Raw genomic sequence first — 25,389 nt, 5'->3', positions numbered from 1 at the left:
CGAGTACCCTACAAAATGACAACGATAACAACATTAGATCCGATTGAAACCGCATCGCGTGACGAATTAGTCGCTCTGCAGACCGAGCGCCTGAAGTGGACGCTCAAACACGCCTATGAAAACGTGCCGATGTACCGCCGCAAATTTGATGCGGCGGGGGTTCACCCGGATGATTTCCGTGAGCTGAGCGACCTGAGCAAATTCCCGTGCACCACCAAGCAGGACCTGCGCGATAACTATCCGTTCGATACCTTCGCGGTACCGATGGAACAGATTGTGCGTATTCATGCGTCATCCGGTACGACGGGTAAACCGACCGTCGTTGGCTACACGCAGAACGATATCGATACCTGGGCGAACATCGTCGCCCGTTCGCTGCGCGCCGCTGGTGGCTCGGCAAAGGATAAAATTCATGTGGCCTACGGCTACGGCCTGTTCACCGGCGGCCTGGGCGCGCACTACGGTGCCGAGCGTTTAGGGGCGACGGTGATCCCGATGTCCGGCGGCCAGACCGAGAAACAGGCGCAGCTGATCCGCGATTTCAAACCTGACATGATCATGGTGACGCCATCTTACTGCCTGAACCTGATTGAAGAGCTGGAACGCCAGATGGGCGGCGACGCGCGCGGCTGTTCGCTGCGTACCGGCGTCTTCGGCGCCGAGCCGTGGACCAGCGGCATGAAGGCGGAAATTGAACGCCGTCTGGGCATTACCGCGCTGGATATCTATGGCCTGTCTGAGGTGATGGGGCCGGGCGTGGCGATGGAGTGTATTGAAACCGCCGACGGCCCAACCATCTGGGAAGACCATTTCTTCCCGGAAGTGGTCAACCCGGACGACGGTACGCCGCTGGCTGACGGCGAGCACGGCGAACTGCTGTTCACCACGCTCACCAAAGAAGCGCTGCCGGTCATTCGTTACCGCACCCGCGACCTGACGCGCCTGCTGCCGGGCACCGCCCGCACTATGCGCCGGATGGATCGCATCAGCGGGCGCAGCGACGACATGCTGATTATTCGCGGCGTGAACGTTTTCCCATCGCAGGTGGAAGAAGAGATCCTCAAGATTGAACATCTGGCGCCGCACTACCAGCTGGAAGTCGATCGCCGTGGGCATCTTGATTCACTTTCGATTCGCGTTGAGCTGAAAGAGAGTAGCCTCGTACTGAGCCACGAGCAGCGCTGCCAGATTTGCCACCACCTGCGTCATCGCATTAAGTCGATGGTCGGCATTTCAACGGACGTGAGCATCGTTAACTGCGGCAGCATTCCACGCTCCGAAGGCAAGGCCTGCCGCGTATTTGACCTGCGTAAAGCCGCTGCCAACGGCTAACTCTCGTAGGCCTGATAAGCGTAGCGCCATCAGGCACAATGGCGCAACGCTGCCGGATGGCGGCGTTGCCTTATCCGGCCTACAAACTCCTGGCGTTTCGCTGCTTTATTCCTGTGCTATGATTCAAAAAGGACAAAAATAACAACAGTATGAATCATATGGAAAAACTCGATAGCTTTATTCAACAGGCGGTGACCGCGATGCCCATCAGCGGCACCTCGCTGATTGCGTCGCTATACGGAGACTGCCTATCCCAGCGCGGCGGGGAAGTCTGGCTGGGCAGCGTCGCTGCGCTGCTGGAAGGGCTGGGATTCGGTGAACGCTTCGTGCGTACCGCGCTGTTTCGCCTCAACAAAGAAGAGTGGCTGGACGTGGTGCGTATCGGCCGCCGCAGCTTCTACCGCCTCAGCGACAAAGGATTGCGCTTAACCCGCCGTGCCGAGAGCAAAATTTACCGCGCCAGCGCGCCGGAATGGGACGGCACCTGGCTGCTCCTGCTTTCCGAAGGGCTGGAAAAACAGACCCTCGCCGAAGTGAAAAAACAGCTTATCTGGCAGGGGTTTGGCGTCCTTGCGCCCAGCCTGCTGGCCTCACCGTCGCAAAAACTCGCCGACGTGCAGTCGCTGCTGCATGAAGCCGGCGTGGCGGAAAACGTGATCTTCTTTGAGGCGCACTCACCGCTGGCGCTTTCCCGCGCTGCGCTGCGTGAGCGCGTGGAAGAGTGCTGGCATCTGACTGAACAGAACGCCATGTATGAGGCTTTTATCACGCTGTTTCGCCCGCTGCTGGCGCTACTGCGCGACGCCGAACCGGCGGAGCTGACACCGGAACGCTGCTTCCAGATCCGCCTGCTGCTGATTCACTTCTATCGTCGGGTGGTGCTGAAAGATCCGCTGCTGCCGGAAGAGCTGCTGCCTGCGCACTGGCTGGGGCAGACGGCGCGTCAGCTGTGCATCAACATTTATCAACGCGTTGCCCCAGGCGCGCAGGCTTTTGTCAGTGAAAAAGGCGAAAGTTCGGTGGGTGAACTGCCCGCGCCGGGGCCGCTTTATTATCAGCGCTTTGGCGGTTTGTCCGAGGCGTAACAGGAGCCCAGATGCCGATTTACCAGATAGACGGAATGATCCCCGTCGTGCCCGCAGAAAGCTATGTTCACCCCACCGCCGTGCTGATTGGTGACGTGATCCTTGGCAAAGGGGTTTACGTGGGGCCGAACGCCAGCCTGCGCGGCGATTTTGGGCGTATCGTCGTCAAAGATGGTGCGAACATTCAGGATAACTGCGTCATGCACGGTTTCCCCGGGCAGGACACGGTGGTGGAAGAAGACGGGCACATCGGCCATGGCGCCATTCTGCACGGCTGCGTGATTGGCCGTAACGCGCTGGTTGGCATGAGTGCGGTGATTATTGACGGCGCGACCATCGGTGAAAACAGTATCGTTGGCGCGTGTGCTTTCGTGAAGGCGCGGGCGGAAATGCCAGCTAACCACCTGATTATCGGCAGCCCGGCGAAGGCGATTCGCGCCTTAACCGAGCAGGAGCGCGAGTGGAAAAAGCAGGGCACCCGCGAGTATCAGGTGCTGGTCGACCGCTGTCAGAAGACGCTGGTTGCCGTCGAACCGTTAACCGAAGAAGAGCCGGACCGTAAGCGTCTGGCGTTTGACGAAAACCTGCAGCCTAAATCTGCTGTTTAGCGCAAGAGGAATGTAGGCCTGATAAGGCTTCGCCTTATCAGGCCTACAAAATCGTCGCTACGGGTAGCGTAGCGCATCGACCAGCAGTGCAAAGGCGGCGGTGTGCTGACGGCGGCTGGGGTAGTAGAGATAGTAGCCGGCAAACGGCGCACACCAGTCTTCAAGCACCGACTGCAAACGTCCGGCGGCCACGGCATCGGCGATGGTGTCTTCCGGCACATAGGCTAACCCCAGGCCCGCTTCAGCGGCTTCCAGACGCTGCGGCAGACAGTTAAGAATCAGCTGGCCCTCAACCCGGACGCGCAGCGGTTCGCCATCCTTTTCGAATTCCCATGCGTACAACCCGCCGCGGGTAGGCAGGCGCATATTAATACAGCGGTGATGCTGTAAATCATGCGGCGTTTGCGGCACGCCGCAGCGTGCCAGATAGTCCGGTGAGCCAACGACGGCCATGCGCATATCCGGGCCGATTCGCACGGCTATCATATCGCGCGCCACCTGTTCACCCAGCCGGATACCGGCGTCGTAGCGCGCATCAACAATATCGGTCAGACCGTTGTCGACGGTCACTTCAATATTGATTTCCGGGTATTGCTGCATAAATGGCTTGATTCGCGGCCAGATCAGCGTATTCATCGAATGTTCGCCCACCGTCAGGCGAATATTTCCCGCCGGACGATCGCGGGTGTCACGCAGCGCGGAAATCTCCTGCTCAATTTCCAGCAGATGTGGGCTAAGACGCTGATACAGTTTTTCGCCCGCCTCGGTTGGTGCCACGTTGCGGGTGGTGCGGGTCAGCAGACGTACGTCGAGACGGCTTTCCAGATTGCGCATCGCGTGGCTCAGCGCCGACTGCGACACGCCAAGCTGCGCCGCCGCACGGGTAAAGCTGCGCTCGCGCGCCACGACCATAAACGAAATGAGGTCGTTGATGTTGTCTTTAAGCATGGGATGTGGCCATTAATGAATCTGGTTCATAGCTCCAGAGGGATTTTTTTAGTTTAATGTTCGTCGCGCGATATGCAACCCGGGAACGTGAGTGAGAGGCCAATGAAAATCAATGTGGTAGGCACCAGCGGCGTGGGGAAATCGACGCTGGCAAAGCGTCTGGCGACGCTGTTTTCCGTGCCCTATATCGAAATGGATACGCTTTACTGGCGACCAGACTGGCAGGGCGTAACCGATGAGGAACTCTTTGCCGCGCTGACGCAGGCAACCGCTGCACCGGCCTGGGTGCTGGACGGTAATTACAATCGCAGTCGCCCGGTAAAATGGCGCGACGTGGATCTGGTGGTGTGGGTCGATTACAGCTTCTGGCGCACCTTCCGCCAGGCTGTCGGGCGTGCCGCAAGCCGGGCGTGGCGACAACAGGAATTGTGGCCGGGCACCGGTAACCGGGAGAGCTTCCGGCGTTCCTTCTTCAGCCGTGACTCCATCATCCTCTGGACGCTGAAAACCTGGCGGCCAAACCGCGCGCGCTATCTGCGGGATATGGCCGACCCCGCGTGGCAGCATATCCGCTTTGTGCGGCTGCGTAATCAGCGTGAAACCGAAGCGTTTATCAGGCAATTGATGGCCGAAAAAGCGCGGCAATCTGTCGCTTAAGCGCACGAAAAGGCAGTGGTTTACGCCAGGCTATGGTAGCTTTATGGCTCTAACCATAAGGAGCCCTGCAGATGCCACACGTTGATATCAAATGTTTTCCCCGCGACCTGAACGACGAGCAAAAAACCGCGCTGGCAGCGGACATCACCGAAGTATTAATTCGCCATCTGAATAGCAAAGAGGGCGCCGTTAGCGTTGCCCTGAATCAGGTGCAGCAGAGCGACTGGCAGCAGGTGTGGGATACCGAGATTGCCCCACATATGGATGAGCTGATTAAAAAACCCGGCTACAGCATGTAAGACTCCGCAGCCTGGCCAAGCAAAGCGCCGCCGGGAATGGCACCGAACCCTCCCCGGCGGCGCTTGCTGAGTTACTCTGACGGTGTATTGGCGCGGACTTGTTTTCCGCTTGCTACGAACGTTCCTGCGCCAAGATGATGCAGCGTATTGCGCTTATCGTCGTCGAAATGCCAGCGTCCGGCGACAAACGCCTGTTCATCCGCCGCGGCGGAAACCACTTCGCCAAACAGCGTATCGTACTGCCCGGCGGCGGCCGTGGCGGGCAGCAGTCGGCACTCCATCCACGCCAGACATTTCTCTTCAATTACCGGCAGCCCCAGCACCGGGCCTTTTACCACCGGAATACCGTAGGCGTTGAATTTATCCTCTTCGCGTCCGCTGACGCTGCCAACGGCATACGTCCAACTGGCGGCGGCGACGCCTGGCACCACGATGCCGAACGTGCCGTTGCGCTCAATAATTTCCCGCGACCAGGCACTCTTATCGACCACAATAGCGATGCGCGGCGGCTCGAACTCCACCGGCATTGACCAGGCCGCGGCCATCACGTTGCGTCGTTTGGACTCGACGTCAAAGCTGGTAATGAGGATGGTCGGGCCGTGATTGAGCAGGCGGCTGGCGTGGTGAAGTTCAACGGGGCGAAAACGACCCATAAGGATTTCCTGAATAATGGGATGCGGTTAACCACACACTAAATCGCAATAAAAGCGTAATCAATACGTCATATCACCTGCCTATAGTCGCCAGCACTAAGTCCCAAAGAGGATAACAATATGTTGGCTCCCCTGATCTTCATGCAGGTGAGCGCGGCCCGTCGGATTTCGACCACGGGTGAAGCATCGCTTTCCCATCGGGGAGGGCGAAAATGCGCGCGCTAACTGGCATTCGGCTCGATGGCGTTTCTTTCGCTTTCGGTGCCACCACCGTTCTTAATCACATCAACCTGCAGATCGATGCGGGCAGCATCGTGGCATTGCTTGGGCCTTCCGGCTGCGGCAAAAGCACGTTACTGCGCCTGCTGGCAGGGCTCACCGTTCCCGCTGAAGGTGAAATTCATTTTGGCGACCGTCTGATTGCCAGACCCGGCTGGGGGCTGCCGCCCGAACAGCGCGATATTGGCATGGTTTTCCAGGACTATGCGCTGTGGCCGCATATGACTGCCGCTGAAAACGTCGCTTTTTCACTGCGAATGCGCGGCGTGGCCCGCGATGAGCGGACGCGCCGTGTTAATGACGCGCTGGCGATGGTCGGGCTTTCCGGTTTTGGCGAACGTAAGCCTTCCGGGCTCTCCGGCGGGCAGCAGCAGCGCGTGGCGCTGGCAAGGGCGATCGTCGCCGAACCACGGGTACTGCTGTTTGATGAACCGCTTTCCAACCTCGATAGCGAACTGCGTGAATCGTTATGTCTGGAGATGAGCCGACTGCTGCGCCAGCTCGGCATCACCGCCGTGTACGTCACCCACGACCGCCGCGAGGCCGAACTGCTGGCCGACCGAATTGTGCACCTTTCTGCGGGCAGCATTGCTGCTGTTCGCACTGTTGCTTCTACCTCAGGGGAATTGGTATGAAATCCGTTAAAAAAGGCGTTGCGCTCGCGATGATGTTATCTGCTTCGATGATTTCCAGCGCCCATGCGCTGACCGTATACACCGCAGGCCCAGGCTCGCTGGCAAAAAATCTGGCCAGCGGCTATGAAAAGAAAACCGGTGTGAAGGTGAATATTTTCCAGGCCACCACCGGCAAGGTGATGGCCCGTCTGGAAGCCGAGCAGGCTAACCCGCAGGCGGATGTGCTGATTTCCGCCTCGTGGGACACCGCTGAAGACTTGCACGGCCGCGGCTGGTTGCTGCCATATCAGAGCGGGAATGCCGATAAGGTTCCGGCAGCGTTGAAATCTACCGACTATGTGGCGCAGGGTATTTCGGCGCTGGGGATTGTCTGGAACACCAAAAGCGGTACTCCGGAGCCGAAAGAGTGGCGCGATCTGACCGAAGCGGCGTTTAAAGACAACGTCACCACGCCGGACCCGGCGCTCTCCGGTGCCTCGCTCGATTTGCTGATCGGGTTACAAAACGGTATGGGCGAGAAAGCCTGGGCGCTGTTTGATGAACTGAAAAAGAACGGCATGGTGGTGAGCGGGCCGAACGCGCAGGCGGTGACGCCGGTGATGCAGGGGGCGAAAGCGGCGGTATTTGGCGCGGTGGACTATGTCTCCTACGGTAATATCGCCCAGGGCGAATCGCTGAAGGTGATTTTCCCGGCAAGCGGTACGGTGATTGCGCCGCGCCCGATGATGATCCTCAAATCCACACAACATGCGGATGAGGCGAAAGCCTTTGTCGACTACGTGCTGTCGCCGGAAGGTCAGGCAATGGTGGCCGAAGCGTGGCTGATGCCGGCTCGCAGCGATGTGTCGGCGAAACGCCCGTTGCTGAACGACCTGAAAGTACTGCCAGCCGCCAGCGATGGTAGCAGCGAGCGCAGCGCCGTTCTGGCTCGGTTTAATACGTTGTTCGGGCAGTAAATTTCCATCGCCCGGCCAAGCGAAGCGACGCCGGGATTTAGCATTGTCTACAGCCCCGGCGGCGCTTCGCTTGGCCGGGCTACAATCTGGAACCTCGGGTGAAACAAAAATCCCTCTCTCTCGTCACCCTCATCGCTTTGGTGGTGCTGGTGGCATTGCCGCTCTTTTTTATCCTGTTACAGGCTATTTTCCCGCAGTTCAGCGCCGGTTCGCCGCATCAGCCGTTTAGTGGGATTACGGCTTTACTGAGCGACCGGCAGTTGATGCCGATGCTCGGCGGAACCTTATGGATTGCCTGCGGCGTGGCGTTGATGAGCGTGATTGTCGGCCTGCCGCTCGGCGTGCTGCGCGGGCTGTTTAACCTGCCGCTGCCGAAACTGTGGGATCTGCTGTTCTTAATTCCGTTCCTCACGCCACCGTATATCGCTGCGCTGTCATGGATGCTGGTGCTCCAGCATAACGGTTACCTGCAGCAGTTGACCGGTTGGGATCTGAACGATCTGCTGTTTAGCCGCACCGGGATCGTGCTGGTGATGACCCTGAATATCTTCCCGGTGGTCTATTTTGCCGTCTCCCGCAGCCTGCTGGCGAGCGGGCAGCGGCTGGCAATTGTTGCACGGGTTCACGGGGCGAGCGCCTGGCGGGCATTCTGGCACGTCACGCTGCCGATGCTTTCCCCGGCGCTGGCGGCGGGGATGCTGCTGGCCTTTACTCTGGCGATTGAAGAGTACGGTGTGCCCGCGGCGCTTGGCTCGCGGGCGGGCGTGGTGATGCTCACCGTGGGCATTGAGAAAAAGCTCGCGGACTGGCCTATCGATCTCACCGGTGCGTCGCTGCTGTCGGTGCTGCTGATTACCGTGGCGCTGCTCGCCTGGTGGTTACAAAAACGGCTGACGGGAACGACGGAGGTCACCAGCGTCACCGGAAAACCCGGGGAGAACAGCGGGGCGTCGCTCGGTGTGATGACGCTACCTGCGTTGCTGGTGATGGGCGGCGTTGGTGGCCTGGCGGTACTGCTTCCCGGCGCGTCGATGGTCGCAACCAGCCTGATGGGGACGCTTTCCGGCGGGTTGAACATGGGCAACTTTACGTTGAAGCACTTTAGCGCGCTGTTCGCGCAGCAGGGCGATGCGCTGTCGGCGCTGGGCACTAGTTTATCGCTGGCGCTGGCGTCGGCGCTGATTGTCGGCCTGCTCGGGCTGGTGGCGGCCTGGCTGGTGCTGGTACAAAAAATCAAAGGCAGCGCACTGATTGATGCGCTGTCGCTGATGCCAGCGGCGTTGCCGGGAGTGGTGGTGGGCGTTGGGCTGATTCTACTGTGGAATCAGCCGTTCTGGCCGGTCTCACCTTACAATACGTGGTTTATGCTGCTGCTCTCTTATTGCTGTCTGTTACTGCCGTGGCCTGTACGATATGTCGGCAGCGCGCTGCGTCAGTTGGGGAATAATCTGGAGCCCGCGGCGCGGGTGCACGGCGCATCGCCGTGGCTGGCGCTACGGTTGATTGTCCTGCCGCTGGTGTTCCCGGCGCTGCTGGCGGCGATGCTGATGGTGTTTGCCGTTGCTTCCCGTGAACTGGTGACTTCGCTGCTGCTGGCACCGGCGGGGACGCAGACCGTAGCGGTGTTTATCTGGCGGCAGTTCGAGCAGGGTTCGGTCGGCCAGGGGATGGCGATGGCGAGCCTGACGCTGTTCGTCGGGCTGGGGTTAATGCTGACCGCGCTGGGGTTAATGCAGCGAAGTACACGGTAGGTTAACCGATCGCACAAATCGGTCAGTGGAGCGGGCAAAATAGGTTATAAAGAACGGACACCAACGCTGGAGGCATTGATGACCCCTTTCTTAAGCGCCTATTTTGCTCGTCTCGGTTGGACGGGAACCCCTGACGTATCCATTGAGACGCTGCGCAGTCTGCATATCCACCATAACAGCGCCATTCCCTTCGAGAACCTTGACGTGCTGCTGCCGCGCGAGATGCACCTCGACGATCAATCGCTGGAAGATAAGCTGGTTCACGCACGCCGTGGCGGCTACTGTTTTGAACAAAACGGTCTGTTCGAGCGCGCGCTGCGCGAACTGGGTTTCCACGTGCGCAGCCTGCTGGGCCGCGTGGTGCTATCGCATCCGCCGCAGATGCCGCCGAGAACCCACCGCCTGCTGCTGGTGGACGTTGACGGCGAGCGCTGGATTGCTGACGTCGGCTTTGGCGGACAGACGCTGACCGCGCCAATCAAGCTGCTGGCGGATATCACCCAGACAACGCCGCACGGCGACTATCGTCTGCTGTATGAAAATCAGGAATGGATTTTACAGTTCAGCCACCACGATCACTGGCAGTCGATGTATCACTTCGATTTAGGTCGTCAGTACGCGTCAGATTACGTGATGGGCAACTTCTGGTCGGCGCACTGGCCGCAGTCGCATTTCCGCCACCATCTGCTGATGTGTCGCCATCTGCCGGACGGTGGCAAAATGACGCTAACCAACTTCCACTTTACCCACTGGGATAACAATCACGTGGTCGAGAAGATGGATTTCCCGGACGTGCCCGCGCTGTACGAGGCGCTGCAAACCCGCTTCGGGCTTGGTGTGACCGATCCGAAATATGGCTTTAGCGTTAGCGAGCTGGAAGCCATAATGGCGGCATTCGACACCCACCCCGAAGCCGGGAAATAACCCGTAGCCCGGCCGAGGCGTAGCCGACGCCGGGGTTTGGCACCGAGACGCCCCGGCGGCGCTTCGCTTTGCCGGGCTACGAAATGTTCAGGGATGAGATGATGGCATTAACTATCCATGTATTGCTTGAAAACCACCTGGCTCGTGGTGCCGATAGCGGACTCCGAGCCAAAGCGGGACTAAGCCTGCTGCTTGAGGATGAAACCACCTCGATTCTTTTCGACACCGGCCCCGATGACAGCTTCCAGTACAATGCCGAACGCATGGGGATTTCGCTGGATAACCTCACGGCGACGGTGCTTTCACACGGTCATTACGACCATTGCGGCGGCGTGCCCTGGCTGCCGGATAACAGCCGCATTATTTGCCACCCGACCATTGGCAACGAGCGCTATGCCGCGCTGAACGTGGCGGGGCGCAGCCATAAAATCAAAAAGCTGTCGCTGGAGATTGATTACGCTCGCCATCGTATGGAGTACACCCGCGCGCCGCTGCACATTAGCGACCGTTTTATCTGGTCAGGCGAAATAGCCGTTGATAGCCCCAAAGCCTACGGGGTGACCGGCGATCAAACGGATTACGTGATTGATGAGGGGGTGTTGATTTATCTGTCCGAACGCGGGCTGGTCATTATTACCGGCTGCGGGCATCGCGGGATTATCAACATCGTGCGGCACTGCCAGCAGATTACCGGCATCGACAAGGTTCACGCGATTATCGGCGGTTTTCATCTGCGCAGTGCTTCACCGCGCACGCTCTGGCAGGTCAGGCAATTTTTACAGCAGCTTAAGCCCGATAAAGTCATGGGCTGCCACTGCACCGGCGCGTGGGGAAAACTGTGGCTGCCGGAGGTTATCTCCCCGGCAACCGGCGACACCTTCACCCTGTAGCCCGGCCAAGCGAAGCGCCGGCGGGAATGAGTACCGAGCCAAACCCCGGCGGCGCTTTGCTTGGCTGGGCTACGGAATGAGAGACTTCGCGCTAGTTTAACCCTAAGAAATGCTGGGCGATTTTGAAGTAGATAATCAGCCCGGTGCCGTCAATCAGCGTGGCGATAAACGGCGCGGAAACCACCGCCGGGTCGATGCCGACGCGTTTAATGACCAGCGGGATCACCGAGGAGACGATCGCACTCCAGATGGTAACGCACACCAGCGTCAGGCTGACGATAAAGGTGATTTCCGGGCCAATGCCCATGATCCATGCTCGCAGGCAGCCTGCCGCGCCGAGCGTGATGGCGACCAGCATCGCCGTCGACATCTCTTTACGCAGAATTCGCCCCAGATCCCTTAAGCCCACTTCGCCTAGCGCCATGGCGCGCACCAGCGTCGAGGTGATTTGCGTACCGCTGTTGCCCCCGGTGCCAATCAGCAACGGGATAAAGAAGGCTAGCGCAATGGCGGACTCCAGCGCCTCTTCAAAGTGCTGAATCACGGTGCTGGTGTACGCTTCCGCGATAAACAGCAGCAGCAGCCAGACGGCGCGTTTTTTCCACAGCGTAACCGGGCTAATCTCCAGATACGGTTTTTCCAGCGGCAACGTCGCCCCCTGAAGCTGCGCATCTTCGGTGATTTCATCGGCTAACAGCTTATCAATTTCTTTTTCATTGAGGCAGCCGATAAGCTTGCCGTTTTCAATCACCGGTAGCAGCGTCAGGCGGTGCTTTTCGATAAGCTCCGCGGCCACGTCGCGGGTATCGTCCGGGCCGACGTGGAATAGGGTGGTGGTCATCAGCTGCGCGACCGGCTGATGATCGTCGGACGCTTGTAACAGCGCGCGAGTCGATAATATTCCACGCAGGTTGTCGCCGGAAACCACGAATACGGCGCAGGGGAAATGATCGTCATTTAATTGTCGCAGGAACATCTCGCGCGCTTCTTTTACGCTGAGTGGTTCCGGCAACGAAATAAACGTTTTCGACATGTAGCTTGAGATAATATCGCCCGTAGCCGGGGCAGTTGGGTAGTGCGGCGCAGTGGCATGAATATAAGACATCAAAATGTTCCCTATAGAAATTCTATATAGGGCGAACAAAACTGGAAATGCTGAGAAAAATCCCTACGTCCCGGTTTTAGCACTGAACAACGTATCTGTACGGCCTTGAGCCGTCAGAAGTTATCTTGGCAACACCTTGATTCGATGGATGCCTGTATTTCCCTGTGATGGTCTCTCTCGATACCACCAGGGCGATAACTTATGTTTATTCAGGAGCCTCGCCATAACAAGATTATTAATTACGATGCTGAGTGAATTTATATTCCCCGCGTGCTTTCAGGCACGCTGGTAAATTCAACGAGCGTAATATAGCGCGTTATTATTCATTGCGGTGGTGAAAGATAAAGTGGTTGAGATTAGGTTTAGTATTTTGTTTGTGGCGTAAAAAACCCGGCGTCGCGATGCTCGGCCGGGCTACAGGGATTAAAACGGCTACCGGCGTGAGCGCACGACCTGATAACGGCGGGTCAGGTATTCCACCGGCGCGCTCCAGACGTGCACCAGGCGGGTGAACGGGAACAGCAGGAAGATGGTCATGCCGAGCACCAGATGCACGCGGTAAACCCAGGCTACGCCGTCCAGGTGTGCCGATGCACCGCCGTGGAAAGTGACTACCGCCTGCGCCCAGTCCACCAGCTTCAGCATCTCGCTGCCGTCAGGGTGCTGCGCGGAGAACGGAATGGTGGTCAGGCCGAGGCAGCACTGGATCAGCAAAATACTGAGGATCAGAATATCCGCCGTCGATGAGGTTGCGCGAATGCGCGGGTTGAACAGACGACGAATCAGCAGACCAGCGCCGCCGACCAGCGTCATTACCCCACAGGCACCGCCGAGAATCATCGCCATCAGCTGTTTCTGCGACAGCGGCAGCCAGGATTCATAGACCCAGTGCGGCGTGAGCATGCCGAAGAAGTGGCCGAAGAAGATCCCCAGAATACCGACGTGGAACAGGTTGGACCAAATCACCATTCCGCGCTTGTCGAGCATCTGGCTGGAGGAGGCGCGCCACGTGTACTGACCGTAGTCGTAGCGCAGCCAGCTGCCCAGCAGGAACACCGTGCCGCAGAGGTAAGGGTAGATATCGTAAAAAAAGACGTTGAGGTACTGTATCATTTCGGGCCTCCCGCACGGACGTCGACATACTGTGGCGCCACGTCCTGGCTAAAGCGTCGTTGATAACTTTGCAGCGGGGAACTGTCACAGGCGGTGGCGTTATCTTCGATAAACTTCACCTGTTCTTCTTCCCAGACTGCGTCCAGCGCCTGACGGGTATCATCTCGCGCTTCACCCGCCACCTGTTTTGTGACACTGTCACTTGATAATGATGTTTTCGCCAATGACAGCAGGGTGTCGAACAGCTGATACCACGGTGCCTGACGCTGTTTCAGCCGCCCGCCAATCAGCGCCAGAATCGGCGCCACGTTTTGCAGGCCTTCCTGCGCCTGAGCCTGTGGCAGAATGCTGAGATACTCAAGATAGAGCGGCAGATGGTCAGGCAGTTCGCGGCAGTCGAGCTGCAAACCGGCCTGTTCATACTGCGACATGAGCTCAACCATCGCCTGACCACGGTCGCGGGATTCCGCATGCACGTGCTCAAACAGCATGAGTGACGTCGCGCGCCCGCGCTCGAAAATCTCGCACCATTCAGCCTGCTTATCAAGCAGCGAGGCCGCCAGATGTTGTTCAAGGAAGGGACGCAGCGCCGGGGCGTCGCTGTCAATCAGCGCAAACAGCTCCGCCTTGTTGTCCCAGCTTAGCTCATCGGGGTACTCCAGCAGCAGCCCGATGATTTTCAGGACTCGCATTAGTCTTTCTCCCCGATGTTGATGGCATCAATACGGTGGCTGTTAAACAGGTTGAACTTGGTGTCCGACCCGTGACAACCGTCGCCGAAGGTGAAGCCGCAGCCCTTGCTTTCCGGGAAGGCATCTTCCGCCATTTCACGATGGCTGGTGGGGATCACGAAACGATCTTCGTAGTTGGCAATCGCCAGGTAGCGGTACATTTCTTCAACCTGTTCGACGCTTAAGCCCACTTCTTCCAGCGCGCGCGTGTCGGTGACCCCTTCAACGGTCTGCGAGCGTTTGTAGTGACGCATGGCCATCATGCGTTTCAGCGCGCGCAGCACCGGGCCGGTGTCGCCCGCACTTAGCATATTTGCCAGGTACTGTACCGGAATACGCAGGCTTTCGACCGCTGGCAGAATGCTGTCGGTTTTCGGCAGGCCGCCTGCGTCCGCAACGGACTGAATCGGCGACAGCGGCGGCACGTACCAGACCATTGGCAGGGTACGGTATTCTGGATGCAGCGGCAGCGCCAGCTTCCAGTCCATCGCCATTTTGTATACCGGCGAACGCTGGGCGGCGTCGAGGGTGTTCTGGGTGATGCCTTGTTTTAGCGCTTCTTCAATCACCGCCGGGTCGTGTGGGTCGAGGAACACATCGCACTGGCGTTCATAAAGATCGGTTTCTTTCTCGGTGCTGGCGGCCTCTTCAATGCGGTCAGCATCGTACAGCAGCACGCCCAGGTAGCGGATGCGGCCAACGCAGGTTTCCGAGCACACGGTCGGCTGGCCGGACTCGATGCGCGGGTAGCAGAAGATGCATTTTTCCGACTTGCCGCTCTTCCAGTTGAAGTAGATTTTTTTGTACGGACAGCCGCTGATGCACATACGCCAGCCGCGGCATTTGTCCTGATCGATCAGCACAATGCCGTCTTCTTCACGCTTGTAGATAGCACCGCTTGGACAGGTGGCAACGCAGCTTGGGTTCAGGCAGTGTTCGCACAGACGCGGCAGGTACATCATGAAGGTGTTTTCAAACTGACCGTACATTTCCTTTTGCATTTCCTGGAAGTTATGGTCGTGGGCGCGCTTTTCAAATTCGCCGCCGAGCAGTTCTTCCCAGTTCGGGCCCCATTCAATTTTGTTCATCCGCTGCCCGCTGATCAGCGAGCGCGGGCGGGCGGTTGGCAGATGTTTGCCTTCCGGCGCGTTGTGCAGATGCTGGTAATCGTAGGTGAACGGCTCGTAATAGTCGTCAATCCCCGGGATCAGCGGGTTGGCGAATATTTTCGACAGCACGCCAATGCGCCCGCCGAGGCGCGGCGTCAGCTTACCGGATATACCGCGTACCCAACCACCTTGCCACTTTTCCTGGTTTTCCCAATCCTTCGGGAAACCGATGCCCGGTTTGGTTTCCACGTTGTTGAACCACGCATATTCCATGCCTTCGCGGCTGCTCCAGACGTTTTTACAGGTCACGGAGCAGGTATGGCAGCCAATGCATTTATCAAGATTTAACACCATCCCAACCTGCGAGCGAATCTTCATTTTGCCGCCTCCTGTACCTGGTCATGGCCTTCATCGTCCAGCCAATTAATATTTTTCATTTTGCGGATCATAATGAACTCATCGCGGTTCGAACCGACCGTGCCGTAGTAGTTAAAGCTGTAGGCAAGCTGCGCATAGCCGCCAATCATATGGGTAGGTTTCGGGCAAATACGCGTGACCGAGTTGTGGATACCGCCGCGTCGACCGGTGACCTCCGAGCCTGGAATATTCATCAGACGCTCCTGGGCGTGATACATCATGGTCATGCCCGGCGGCACGCGCTGGCTGACCACCGCGCGGGCGGTCAGCGCACCGTTAGCGTTGAAGGCTTCAATCCAGTCGTTATCGGCAATGCCCAGTTCTTTGGCGTCGGTTTCACTCAGCCAGACGATCGGCCCGCCGCGCGACAGCGTCAGCATCAGCAGGTTCTCGCTGTAGGTGGAGTGAATACCCCATTTCTGGTGCGGCGTCAGGAAGTTGAGCGCTTTTTCCGGGAACCCGTTTGGCGGTATTGCGTTCATCTGACTGACGCTGCGGGTATCGATAGGCGGACGGTAGGCCACCAGGCTTTCGCCGAAGTCGCGCATCCACGGGTGATCCTGGTACAGCGACTGACGGCCGGAAACGGTACGCCATGGGATCAGCTCGTGTACGTTGGTGTAGCCCGCGTTGTACGAGACATGTTCATCTTCCAGACCCGACCAGGTGGGGCTGGAGATAATTTTACGCGGCTGCGCCTGAATGTCGCGGAAGCGGATCTTTTCATCTTCCTTGTTGAGCGCCAGGTGCGCGTGTTCGCGGCCGGTAAATTCCGCCAGCGCTTCCCAGGCCTTCACGGCTACCTGACCGTTGGTTTCCGGGGCGAGGGCGAGGATCACTTCTGCGGCATCTATCGCGGTCTCAATACACGGGCGGCCTTTGGCCGGGCCGTCGAGCTTGACGTAGTTGAGCTTGCCGAGGAAATCGACTTCGGTCTGGGTTTTCCAGCCAATGCCTTTACCGCCGTTGCCGAGTTTATCCATCAGCGGCCCCAGCGAGGTAAAGCGCTCGTAGGTGGCCGGATAGTCGCGCTCGACGGCGATGATATTCGGTGCGGTTTTGCCCGGGATCAGGTCACATTCGCCTTTGCGCCAGTCCTGGATCGCAAACGGCTGGGCCAGTTCTGCCGGCGAGTCGTGCTGTAACGGTTGCAGCACGACGTCGGTTTCGGTCCCCAGATGGCCCTGGCAGATGCTCGAAAATGCTTTGGCGATGCCTTTGTAGATCTCCCAGTCACTTTTCGATTCCCACGCCGGGTCGACGGCGGCGGAAAGCGGGTGGATAAACGGGTGCATGTCTGACGTGTTCATGTCGTCTTTTTCGTACCAGGTGGCGGTCGGCAGGACGATATCGGAGAACAGGCAGGTGCTGGACATGCGGAAATCGAGCGTCACCAGCAGATCCAGCTTGCCTTCAAGGGCTGCAGTCTGCCACTCGACCTCTTCCGGTTTAACGTCATCGGTCGAACCCAATTCTTCCCCCTGAATACCGCTGTCCGCACCCAGCAGGTACTTCAGCATGTATTCATGTCCTTTGCCGGAAGATCCCAGCAGGTTAGAGCGCCAGATGAACATGTTGCGCGGATGGTTCTGCCCGCTATCCGGCTGTTCACTGGCAAAACGGATGTCGCCGGACTTCAGCGCCTGCACGGTGTACGCCTGCGGCGTCATGCCGGCGGCTTCGGCTTTGGCTTTCAGACTCAGCGGGTTGAGGTTGAGCTGCGGTGCAGATGGCAGCCAGCCCATACGTTCGGCGCGAACGTTAAAGTCGATCAGATGGCCGGTATATTTCGCCGGATCGGCCAGCGGGGAAAGCAGTTCCTGCGCGGTCAGCTTCTCGTAGCGCCACTGACTGGCGTGATTGTAGAAGTAGGAGGTACTGTTCATCTGACGCGGCGGGCGGTTCCAGTCCAGCGCAAATGCCAGCGGCAGCCAGCCGGTTTGCGGGCGCAGCTTTTCCTGGCCCACGTAGTGTGCCCAGCCGCCGCCGCTCTTACCAATACAGCCGCAGAACACCAGCATGTTGATCATGCCACGGTAGTTCATGTCCATGTGGTACCAGTGGTTAACCCCGGCACCGAGGATGATCATCGAACGACCATGGGTTTTGTGCGCAGTGTCGGCAAATTCGAGGGCGATTTTCTCGATGTTTTTCCGCGAGACGCCGGTGATATGCTCGGCCCAGGCCGGAGTATAGGCTTTGACGTCGTCGAAACTGGTGGCCGCCAGCGCATCGTCCAGCCCGCGATCGAGGCCGTAATTCGCCAGGGTCAGGTCATAAATACTGACGACCAGGCGTTGGCTGCCGTCGGCCAGCGTCAGCGCCTTTGCCGGAAGCTTGCGTACCAGAATCGGGTCCTGCTTCACGCTACGGAAGTGCGGATTTTCATTGCCGCCAAAGTAGGGGAACGCCACTCCGGCCACGGTATCGCGGCTGTCGAGCAGGGAGAGCGTCAGTTCAACCTCCTGACCGGCGGCCTGTGATTCGAGGTTCCATTTCCCTTTTTCACCCCAACGGAAGCCGATAGAGCCGTTAGGGGCGACCAGCTCACCGTCGCTGCTGTAGGCCACGGTTTTCCATTCCGGGTTGTTACTTTCGCCCAGACCATCGACCAGATCGGCGGCGCGCAGCATACGGCCTGCGGTATAGGTACCGTCTTCACGGCTATCGAGCATCACCAGCATCGGCATGTCGGTATAGCGGCGGCAGTAGTTGATAAAGTAATCGCTGGGGTTGTCGAGATGGAACGCTTTGAGAATCACGTGCCCCATCGCCATGGCCAGCGCGCTGTCGGTACCCTGTTTCGGTGCCAGCCACTGGTCGCTCAGCTTGGCGACTTCGGAGAAGTCCGGTGTAATGGCAATGGTTTTGGTGCCTTTATAGCGCACTTCCGTGAAGAAGTGGGCGTCCGGAGTACGCGTTTGCGGCACGTTCGAGCCCCAGGCGATGATATAGCTGGAGTTATACCAGTCGGCGGACTCGGGCACGTCGGTCTGCTCGCCCCAGGTCATCGGCGAAGCCGGCGGCAGGTCACAGTACCAGTCGTAGAAGCTCAGACAGGTGCCGCCAATCAACGACAGATAGCGCGTGCCGGCGGCGTAAGAGACCATCGACATTGCCGGGATCGGCGAGAAGCCAGCGACGCGGTCCGGGCCGTAGGTTTTGATGGTCCAGACGTTAGCGGCGGCAATCAGCTGGTTGAGCTCTTTCCATGATGAACGGACAAAACCGCCTTTCCCACGCGCTTCTTTGTAGCGACGGGTCTTCTCAGCGCTTTGCATAATGCTGTCCCAGGCGATGACCGGGTCCGGATTTTGTGCCAGCGCTTCGCGCCACAGCTCAATGAGCTTTTTACGCGCCAGTGGATATTTCAGCCGGTTGGCGCTGTAGAGATACCAGGAATAACTTGCGCCGCGCGGGCAGCCGCGGGGTTCGTGGTTAGGCAGGTCAGGGCGGGTGCGCGGGTAGTCGGTTTGCTGTGTCTCCCAGGTCACCAGTCCGTTCTTCACGTAAATCTTCCAACTGCATGAGCCGGTACAGTTCACCCCGTGCGTCGAGCGTACGATTTTGTCGAACTGCCAGCGCTGACGGTAGCTATCTTCCCAGTCACGGTTATTGTCATAGACCTGCCCGTGACCATTGGCAAAGGTTTCGCCTTTCTGCTTAAAGTAGCGAAAGCGATCCAGTAGTTTACTCATGACATTCCTCCTGCTCCGATAATGTCCGGCATCGTGCCGTTCCGGATGGCGACGCTCGCGCGCCTTATCCGGCCTACAAGCCCGCTCGACCCCGTAGACCGGATAAGGCGTGAGCCGCTATCCGGCAAATTTCTCGTTATTGTTTTGCCGGTGCGCGGCGGCCATAGACCAGCCATGTCACCAGCACGCAGACGACGTAAAAAACAAAGAACACTTTCATGGCGCCGACCGGTGAACCGGTCATGGCTAAAGAGGTACCGAACGCTTTCGGGATAAAGAAGCCGCCGATAGCGCCGATGGCGGAGATAAATCCAAGCGCGGCAGCCGTATCGGTCACCGCTTCGTGCTGCGCCTGCTCATCGGTGCCACCGCGTTTTTTTACGCTCTCAATGGTTATCTGGCGGAAGATCACGGCAATCATCTGGAAGGTGGAGCCGCTGCCGAGGCCGGCGGTGAGGAACAGCCCCATAAACACCACGTAGAAAGCGAGGAAGCTGCCGGAGCCGCTGCCGGGCAAGGTCAGGAACAGCAGACCGGTAAAGACCGCCATCAGGACGAAGTTCACCAGCGTCACCTTCACGCCGCCCAGACGATCGGAAATGACGCCGCCAAACGAACGCGCCAGCGCGCCGATAAAGGGCCCGAAGAAGGCCAGCTTGAGGATGTTAACGTCAGGGAACTGGGTTTTCGCCAGCATGGCAAAACCGGCCGAGAAACCGATAAATGAGCCAAAGGTAGCGAGGTACAGCAGACTGAGCAGCCACATATGAGGGCGTTTCAGCACCGGGAGCTGATCGCGTACCGAGGCTTTTGAGCTGGCGATGTCGTTCATGCCAAACCATGCGGCGATCGTGGCAATGACCAGCAGCGGTACCCAGATGATGGCGGCGTTGCTCAGTGCCAGCGTCGAGCCATCTTCCTGAGTGACGCCATGGACGCCGATAAAGGTGAACATCGGCAGAAAGATCACCACAGGCGCCACCATCTGCATCACGCTCACGCCCAGGTTACCTAAGCCGCCGTTCACGCCAAGCGCGCTGCCCTGTTTGGCTTTTGGGAAGAAGAAGCTGATGTTACCCATGCTGGAGGCAAAGTTAGCACCGGCGAAACCGCACAGTAACGCGATGGTGATAAATACCCAGAATGGAGTAGCGGTGTTTTGGATGGCAATGCCTAACCAGATGCAGGGGATAACCAGGATCACCGTGCTTAATACGGTCCAGTAACGCCCGCCAAATATAGGTACCATAAAGGAGTAGGGCACGCGCAAAATAGCGCCGGAGAGAGAAGGTAGTGCGGTTAATAAAAATAGCTGGTCGGTAGTGAAATTAAATCCTACTTTGTTGAGATTTACCGCAACGGCGCTAAATAACATCCAGACGCAGAAGGCGAGTAATAAGCAGGCTACGGAAATCCACAGATTTCTCCTGGCAATTGATTTGCCTTTATTTTCCCAGAAGGCGGGATTTTCAGGTCTCCAGTCTTTTAAAAGATAATGATTCTCTTTCTCATTTTTTGTCGCCATATTACCCTCGGAAGCCACGTCATAAAAAAGAAACAAAGGAAAAACAGCGAAGTAGGTAGGGAGGAGTTATTATCGCCAGGCCGTTTTATCTCTTTATCGTTGAAGAATAGATAAAAAAAACGCGTTGTAAGAAAACGCGTCGTGAATAAAACGTTGTGAATTGTTACTAAATGTAAATTAAGCGGGGTTAAGCTCTATCGAAATATAATGCTTTATATAGCGAGTGAAAATTTCATCGCTTATTTCTGCCATGCCCAGGGCATAAATACCATCCAGCCCGCAAACCAGCGCAATCAGGCGCCAGGCAATATCGTCTGCGTTATCAATTGGCCGAAATTCATTTGCTTGCGTGCCCAGTAAAATGAGATTGACGGTTTCCTGATGCCACATGTCCATCGTCAGCAGATACGCCCCTTTGATGTCGCTGTCGCTGTCTGCCAGCAGCTGAGCTTCCCGCCATAGGCGGATATACGGCTCCAGCCGTCGATCGTCGCTGCCCACCATGGAAAACAGGCGTTCGTACCAGCTGGCGTCATCGCTGACCAGCGGCATATCCAGCATTTCGCGTATCAGCCTGACAAAAGCCAGCGCCTTGAGTTCGCCTATGGAGGCGAAGTGGTGATGGACCTGGCCGCTGGCGACGCCGGCCACGGTGGCGATATGGCGTACGGTCATCGCACTGAGCCCACCGTTCAGCGCAACCTGCATCGCCGCTTTGAGGATCACTTCCCGTCGTTCTTCACGCGTTAAATAGTTCATTTTTAATTGTTTAAGGAGTGTTTAGCTGAGAATAACAAAAAATTGGACATGCGTTCAACAATCCGGCAGGATCCTTTTCCTGGACACATGTCCAATTTCAAAATAACGAGAGGAACAAACGATGTCTCGCCAGTGGTTAACGCTGATGGCTATTTTGCTGGTCTATATCCCGGTGGCAATTGATGCCACGGTGCTGCATGTGGCAGCGCCGACGCTAAGCGGAGCGCTGGGCACCAGCGGCAATGAGCTGCTATGGATCATTGATATCTACTCATTAGTGATGGCCGGGATGGTGCTGCCGATGGGCGCGCTCGGCGATAAAATTGGCTTTAAGCGCCTGCTACTGCTCGGTAGCGGGCTGTTCGGGCTGGCGTCGCTGGCGGCGGCATTTTCATCGACCGCGCTGGCGTTGATTGCCGCGCGTGCGATGCTGGCGGTTGGCGCTGCGATGATCGTACCCGCAACGCTTGCCGGTATTCGCAGTACCTTTGCTGAAGCTAAACACCGGAATATGGCGCTCGGGCTGTGGGCGGCGGTGGGTTCCGGCGGTGCGGCCTTTGGCCCGCTGGTCGGGGGGCTGCTGCTGGAGCACTTTTACTGGGGATCGGTCTTCCTGATTAACGTTCCCATCGTGCTGGTGGTGATGATTATCGGCGCGCGCATGGTGCCGCGTCAGCCTGCGCGTCGCGAGCAGCCGCTGAACCTGACCCAGGCGCTGATGCTCATTGCCGCCATTCTGATGCTGGTCTTCAGCGCCAAATCGGCGCTCAAAGGGCAGCAGGCCGTGTGGCTGACCACGCTGGTGGCCGCGGTGGGGGCCGCCATGCTGTATACCTTTGTCCGTCAGCAGCTGGCGGCCACCCGGCCGATGATTGATATGCGGCTGTTTACCCACCGCATCATCTTAAGCGGCGTGGTGATGGCCATGACCGCGCTGGTCACGCTGGTGGGCTTCGAATTGCTGATGGCGCAGGAGCTGCAGTTTGTGCACCAGAAAACGCCGTTTGAAGCGGGGATGTTTATGCTGCCGGTCATGGTGGCCAGCGGATTCAGCGGGCCAATAGCCGGCGTACTTGTGTCGCGTCTGGGTTTACGCCAGGTCGCCACCGGTGGTATGACGCTGAGCGCGCTGAGCTTCCTTGGGCTGTCCGTCACCAATTTCAGCACTCAGCCCTGGCAGGCATGGGGGCTAATGGCGCTGCTGGGCTTTAGCGCCGCCAGCGCGCTGCTGGCGTCTACCTCCGCCATCATGGCCGCTGCGCCTAAAGAAAAAGCGGCAGCGGCCGGGGCGATAGAAACCATGGCCTATGAGCTGGGTGCAGGGCTGGGTATTGCGCTGTTTGGCCTGATTCTGACCCGCAGTTACGGCGCCGCGATTGTGTTGCCTGCGGGGCTGGAAAGTGAAAACGCCGTGCGGGCCGCGTCGTCGATTGGCGAAGCGATGCAGCTGGCGCAGTCGCTACCCGCCATACCGGCTCAGGCGTTGGTTGACGCTGCGCAAACTGCCTTTATCAGCGCTCATAGCGTTGCGCTGGCAACGGCGGGTGTGCTCCTGTTGCTACTGGCGGCAGGGATCTGGCGCGGGCTCGCCAACGCCCCGGAGGCGGCCCGATCGTGAGGCGATGGTGCAGCCGTCGCCTTTTTACAGTGTACATATTTGAACGTTTACACTACAATTGACATTAAATGTACAGCCTGTTTTTACGGCGATGTACGGTAATTATGTCCGGGAGGAACGATGGCCACAGCACAAGAAAGCCATGTAAACGGTCATGTTGATACCAGTAAGGCGCTGCCTGTCGTGTTCCGTATTCTGGAAAAATGGCACTGCAGCACAGATGAACAGCTACGGCTTCTGGGTATCAGCTCGCGTTCAACATTGAACAAATATAAAGAGTCCAAAGGCGGCATTCGCTTAAGCGCCGACATTCAGGAGCGGATGAGCTATATCCTCAACATCCATAAATGCCTGCGGATCCTGTTTTCTGCCGAGGACAGCATCTATGGCTGGGTGCGTAAACCGAATGCGCATCCTTTCTTTGCCGGGCGCTCGGCGATGGATGTAATGAACGGTGGTCGGGTGGCCGATCTGTATGAAGTCGCTTCGCGGCTTCAGGCCTGGAGAGGGGGAATGGCTTGAGCACTGATACACCTCCGCTGGTTGCGTTTAAGGGCGCAACCGCATACCGCATCATTCCCAGCCGCTATCCGACTATCGATCTGTTTGAGGATGTTGCCAGCAGCGATGAGCTGGAGGCGGTGTGGGCCGTTGAAGTGCTGACCAACGAACGCTTGATGGAGTCCGCCGGCGAACTGATGCGGGTGCCGAAAGAAGACTGGCTGGTCGGGCTTAACGGCAGCAGCTACGTCATGGCGGCGTTTACGCATATTAACCCGGAGGGCGCGCGTTTTAGCACCGGCGATTTTGGCGGTTACTACTGTGCGCCACTGCTCGATACCGCCGTCAAGGAGACGGTATATCATCAGGAGCGTATTTTTGGTTACACCCGAGAGCCAGCGCAGAAAGTGCAGATGCGGGTGTTGTATACCGAGTTTGATGCGACGTTAGTGGATATCACTCAGGAACCGTTTCTCTCTTCGCCGCTCTATCATGCCACCGACTACAGCCAGTCAAAGGCGTTCGCGCAAACGCAGAAAAAGCACAACAGAGACGGCATTCACTACTGTTCCGTCCGCCATACCGGGCATACCTGTTATGTGCTGTATCGGCCTTGCCTGGTCACGCAGGTGTTACAGGCCGAGCATCTGGAATACCACTGGAACGGCAGCGCGATCGCTAACGTACTGAGTATTAAACTCTACGGCGACTAGCGGCTATGGCCGGCGCGTGGCCTGCCAGCAGAGCAGGGAACCGGCGCAGACCATTCCTGCGCCTTGCCAGAAAGACCACGAGAGCGTTGCGCTGAGCAACACCGCCGCCAACGCGGAAGAGAGCACCGGCGTAAAATAGGATGCGGCGGCCAGAAAGCTAACGTTACCGTGCAGGATCCCGACGTTCCACGCCGCATAGGCTAATCCTAACGACAGCGCACACATCAGCAGCTTAATGATCACCGGCCAGCTAAATACCATCGGTGGTTGTTCGCTCAGCAGAAACTTCACCCACAGGCTAAGCGCGGTCAGCAAAACGAACAGCGTGATGCCGTTTTTTCCCCTGGCATATTTGGCGGTGACCGTGCAGTAGGCCGCCCAGATAAACGCGCCGACAAACGCCAGAATATAACTCAACGGGCTGGAAATAACGTTGCGCGTTATTTCTGCGATATCGAGACCACGCTCGCCGCCTAATACCCAGGTGACGCCAAACAGCGCGAGGAGTAAACCGGGGATCGTCAGCCAGCTGCTTTTCTGGCCGTTAAACAGAATAGCGAACAAAATCGTCAGGCTTGGCCACAGATAATTCACCATGCCCACCTCAATGGCCTGCTGGCGACTGGCGGCGTAGCCTAACGACAGTGCGAGACACATTTCATAGCTAACGAACAGCACGCTGCCGGCCAGTAAGTAGCGGCCAGGTATCTGACGCAGCTGAGGAAAACCAACGGTGAAAACCAGTAAGATGCCGCTCAGGCTATAGATCATCGCCGCGCCGCCGACCGGACCGAGGCCTTCACTGACGCCGCGAATTAACCCCACCATGGTGCTCCATAACACAATCGCGGTGAGTCCGATGAGCGTCGCTCTTTTTTTGTCCATATTTAACCTGATGCTTTTAAAACCGAAGTCTGCGGTTATAGCACCTTTTGGCCGCCCGCTGGGATATTTTTGTGAGTGCCATAACCCTAAAGAGTTAATAAAACCTGCGACCCCTGACTATTAAGGGGGGCTCCGTTTTCGACATTGATTTGACGCAAAAAAATCAGGGCTTTTGCTGTTAGTTTTTCCGGCGAAATG

23 protein-coding genes and 1 riboswitch are annotated in these 25,389 nt (G+C 57.8%); of the genes, 13 read left to right on the top strand and 10 right to left on the bottom strand.

The genetic code is table 11. From position 1 onward, the window contains the following. Positions 1–15: 15 nt before the first annotated feature. The 3 genes from paaK to paaY all read left to right on the top strand — a co-directional run bounded on the left by paaK (position 16) and on the right by paaY (position 3,025). The gene (paaK, locus tag H7R58_RS11935; RefSeq protein ID WP_182930558.1) at positions 16–1,332 is read left to right on the top strand and encodes a phenylacetate--CoA ligase PaaK; all 1,317 of its coding nucleotides are present in this window, start codon (positions 16–18) and stop codon (positions 1,330–1,332) included. A 158-nt stretch (positions 1,333–1,490) separates the two neighbouring features. Beyond that, a complete protein-coding gene (gene paaX, locus H7R58_RS11930) occupies positions 1,491–2,417 on the top strand; it encodes a phenylacetic acid degradation operon negative regulatory protein PaaX (RefSeq protein WP_181357996.1) in 927 nt (308 codons plus the stop codon). A gap of 11 nt (positions 2,418–2,428) precedes the next feature. Beyond that, positions 2,429–3,025, top strand: a complete 597-nt coding sequence (gene paaY / locus H7R58_RS11925; RefSeq protein ID WP_182930559.1) for a phenylacetic acid degradation protein PaaY — start codon at positions 2,429–2,431, stop codon at positions 3,023–3,025. Between the two features lie 57 nt (positions 3,026–3,082). On the opposite strand, the gene H7R58_RS11920 is transcribed toward paaY, so the two are convergent. Next, positions 3,083–3,973, bottom strand: coding sequence for a LysR family transcriptional regulator (locus H7R58_RS11920; protein WP_106926968.1), 891 nt, complete (start codon positions 3,971–3,973; stop codon positions 3,083–3,085). Positions 3,974–4,075: 102 nt separating this feature from the next. Between H7R58_RS11920 and H7R58_RS11915 the strand changes: the two genes are divergently transcribed. Then, a complete protein-coding gene (locus H7R58_RS11915) occupies positions 4,076–4,630 on the top strand; it encodes an AAA family ATPase (RefSeq protein ID WP_106926970.1) in 555 nt (184 codons plus the stop codon). 71 nt (positions 4,631–4,701) lie between these two features. Further along, positions 4,702–4,929, top strand: a complete 228-nt coding sequence (gene pptA, locus H7R58_RS11910) for a tautomerase PptA (RefSeq protein ID WP_035897392.1) — start codon at positions 4,702–4,704, stop codon at positions 4,927–4,929. A 71-nt stretch (positions 4,930–5,000) separates the two neighbouring features. On the opposite strand, the gene H7R58_RS11905 is transcribed toward pptA, so the two are convergent. Continuing rightward, positions 5,001–5,582, bottom strand: coding sequence for a flavin reductase family protein (locus H7R58_RS11905; RefSeq protein ID WP_182930560.1), 582 nt, complete (start codon positions 5,580–5,582; stop codon positions 5,001–5,003). A 212-nt stretch (positions 5,583–5,794) separates the two neighbouring features. On the opposite strand from H7R58_RS11905, the gene H7R58_RS11900 reads away from it, so the two are divergent. The 5 genes from H7R58_RS11900 (at position 5,795) to H7R58_RS11880 (ending at position 11,017) form a co-directional block, all read left to right on the top strand. After that, positions 5,795–6,496 carry an ABC transporter ATP-binding protein gene (locus H7R58_RS11900; RefSeq protein WP_106926973.1) on the top strand — a complete coding sequence of 234 codons (702 nt, stop codon included), beginning with the start codon at positions 5,795–5,797 and terminating at the stop codon, positions 6,494–6,496. Continuing rightward, positions 6,493–7,452, top strand: coding sequence for an ABC transporter substrate-binding protein (locus H7R58_RS11895; protein WP_182930561.1), 960 nt, complete (start codon positions 6,493–6,495; stop codon positions 7,450–7,452). Before H7R58_RS11900 ends, H7R58_RS11895 begins: the two co-directional genes overlap by 4 nt. Positions 7,453–7,550: 98 nt before the next feature. After that, positions 7,551–9,203, top strand: coding sequence for an ABC transporter permease (locus H7R58_RS11890; protein WP_182930562.1), 1,653 nt, complete (start codon positions 7,551–7,553; stop codon positions 9,201–9,203). Positions 9,204–9,281: 78 nt separating this feature from the next. Continuing rightward, positions 9,282–10,127, top strand: a complete 846-nt coding sequence (nhoA, locus tag H7R58_RS11885) for an N-hydroxyarylamine O-acetyltransferase (protein WP_182930563.1) — start codon at positions 9,282–9,284, stop codon at positions 10,125–10,127. Between the two features lie 101 nt (positions 10,128–10,228). Next, positions 10,229–11,017: an MBL fold metallo-hydrolase gene (locus tag H7R58_RS11880; protein WP_182930631.1), complete on the top strand. Its 789-nt coding sequence runs from the start codon at positions 10,229–10,231 to the stop codon at positions 11,015–11,017. A gap of 91 nt (positions 11,018–11,108) precedes the next feature. Here the strand turns inward: H7R58_RS11880 and H7R58_RS11875 are convergent, their stop codons facing one another. From H7R58_RS11875 to H7R58_RS11845, 7 genes are all read right to left on the bottom strand, one after another. Beyond that, positions 11,109–12,122 (bottom strand): magnesium transporter, encoded by a 1,014-nt coding sequence (locus H7R58_RS11875; RefSeq protein WP_106926981.1) that lies wholly within the window; start codon positions 12,120–12,122, stop codon positions 11,109–11,111. Positions 12,123–12,176: 54 nt separating this feature from the next. Further along, positions 12,177–12,360: riboswitch (M-box (ykoK) riboswitch) on the bottom strand. 194 nt (positions 12,361–12,554) lie between these two features. Continuing rightward, positions 12,555–13,235, bottom strand: coding sequence for a respiratory nitrate reductase subunit gamma (gene narI / locus H7R58_RS11870; protein ID WP_064545526.1), 681 nt, complete (start codon positions 13,233–13,235; stop codon positions 12,555–12,557). After that, positions 13,232–13,927 (bottom strand): nitrate reductase molybdenum cofactor assembly chaperone, encoded by a 696-nt coding sequence (narW, locus tag H7R58_RS11865; protein ID WP_106926983.1) that lies wholly within the window; start codon positions 13,925–13,927, stop codon positions 13,232–13,234. Before narW ends, narI begins: the two co-directional genes overlap by 4 nt. Continuing rightward, the gene (narH, locus tag H7R58_RS11860; protein WP_106926985.1) at positions 13,927–15,453 is read right to left on the bottom strand and encodes a nitrate reductase subunit beta; all 1,527 of its coding nucleotides are present in this window, start codon (positions 15,451–15,453) and stop codon (positions 13,927–13,929) included. The genes narW and narH overlap by 1 nt, the downstream gene beginning before the upstream one ends. Continuing rightward, the gene (locus H7R58_RS11855; RefSeq protein WP_106926987.1) at positions 15,450–19,190 is read right to left on the bottom strand and encodes a nitrate reductase subunit alpha; all 3,741 of its coding nucleotides are present in this window, start codon (positions 19,188–19,190) and stop codon (positions 15,450–15,452) included. Before H7R58_RS11855 ends, narH begins: the two co-directional genes overlap by 4 nt. A 136-nt stretch (positions 19,191–19,326) precedes the next feature. Next, complete coding sequence (locus H7R58_RS11850) at positions 19,327–20,715, bottom strand: NarK family nitrate/nitrite MFS transporter (protein ID WP_106926989.1); 1,389 nt, start codon at positions 20,713–20,715, stop codon at positions 19,327–19,329. Between the two features lie 177 nt (positions 20,716–20,892). Continuing rightward, complete coding sequence (locus H7R58_RS11845) at positions 20,893–21,474, bottom strand: TetR family transcriptional regulator (protein ID WP_106926991.1); 582 nt, start codon at positions 21,472–21,474, stop codon at positions 20,893–20,895. 121 nt (positions 21,475–21,595) lie between these two features. Between H7R58_RS11845 and H7R58_RS11840 the strand changes: the two genes are divergently transcribed. The 3 genes from H7R58_RS11840 (at position 21,596) to H7R58_RS11830 (ending at position 24,306) form a co-directional block, all read left to right on the top strand. After that, entirely contained in the window at positions 21,596–23,092 is a 1,497-nt protein-coding gene (locus H7R58_RS11840) for an MFS transporter (RefSeq protein ID WP_182928913.1), read from the top strand. A gap of 120 nt (positions 23,093–23,212) precedes the next feature. Continuing rightward, positions 23,213–23,614 carry an MbcA/ParS/Xre antitoxin family protein gene (locus H7R58_RS11835; protein WP_106926995.1) on the top strand — a complete coding sequence of 134 codons (402 nt, stop codon included), beginning with the start codon at positions 23,213–23,215 and terminating at the stop codon, positions 23,612–23,614. Further along, entirely contained in the window at positions 23,611–24,306 is a 696-nt protein-coding gene (locus tag H7R58_RS11830; RefSeq protein ID WP_182934780.1) for an RES family NAD+ phosphorylase, read from the top strand. The genes H7R58_RS11835 and H7R58_RS11830 overlap by 4 nt, the downstream gene beginning before the upstream one ends. A 3-nt stretch (positions 24,307–24,309) precedes the next feature. On the opposite strand, the gene yddG is transcribed toward H7R58_RS11830, so the two are convergent. After that, positions 24,310–25,191 (bottom strand): aromatic amino acid DMT transporter YddG, encoded by an 882-nt coding sequence (gene yddG / locus H7R58_RS11825; RefSeq protein WP_106926999.1) that lies wholly within the window; start codon positions 25,189–25,191, stop codon positions 24,310–24,312. Between the last annotated feature and the right edge of the window lie 198 nt (positions 25,192–25,389).

Origin of the sequence: Klebsiella sp. WP4-W18-ESBL-05, assembly GCF_014169075.1 — a bacterium.
Classification (GTDB): Bacteria; Pseudomonadota; Gammaproteobacteria; order Enterobacterales; family Enterobacteriaceae; genus Kluyvera; species Kluyvera ascorbata_B.
Note: the sequence above shows the minus strand (reverse complement) of the source record. Positions and strands in the feature narration are given on the sequence as shown.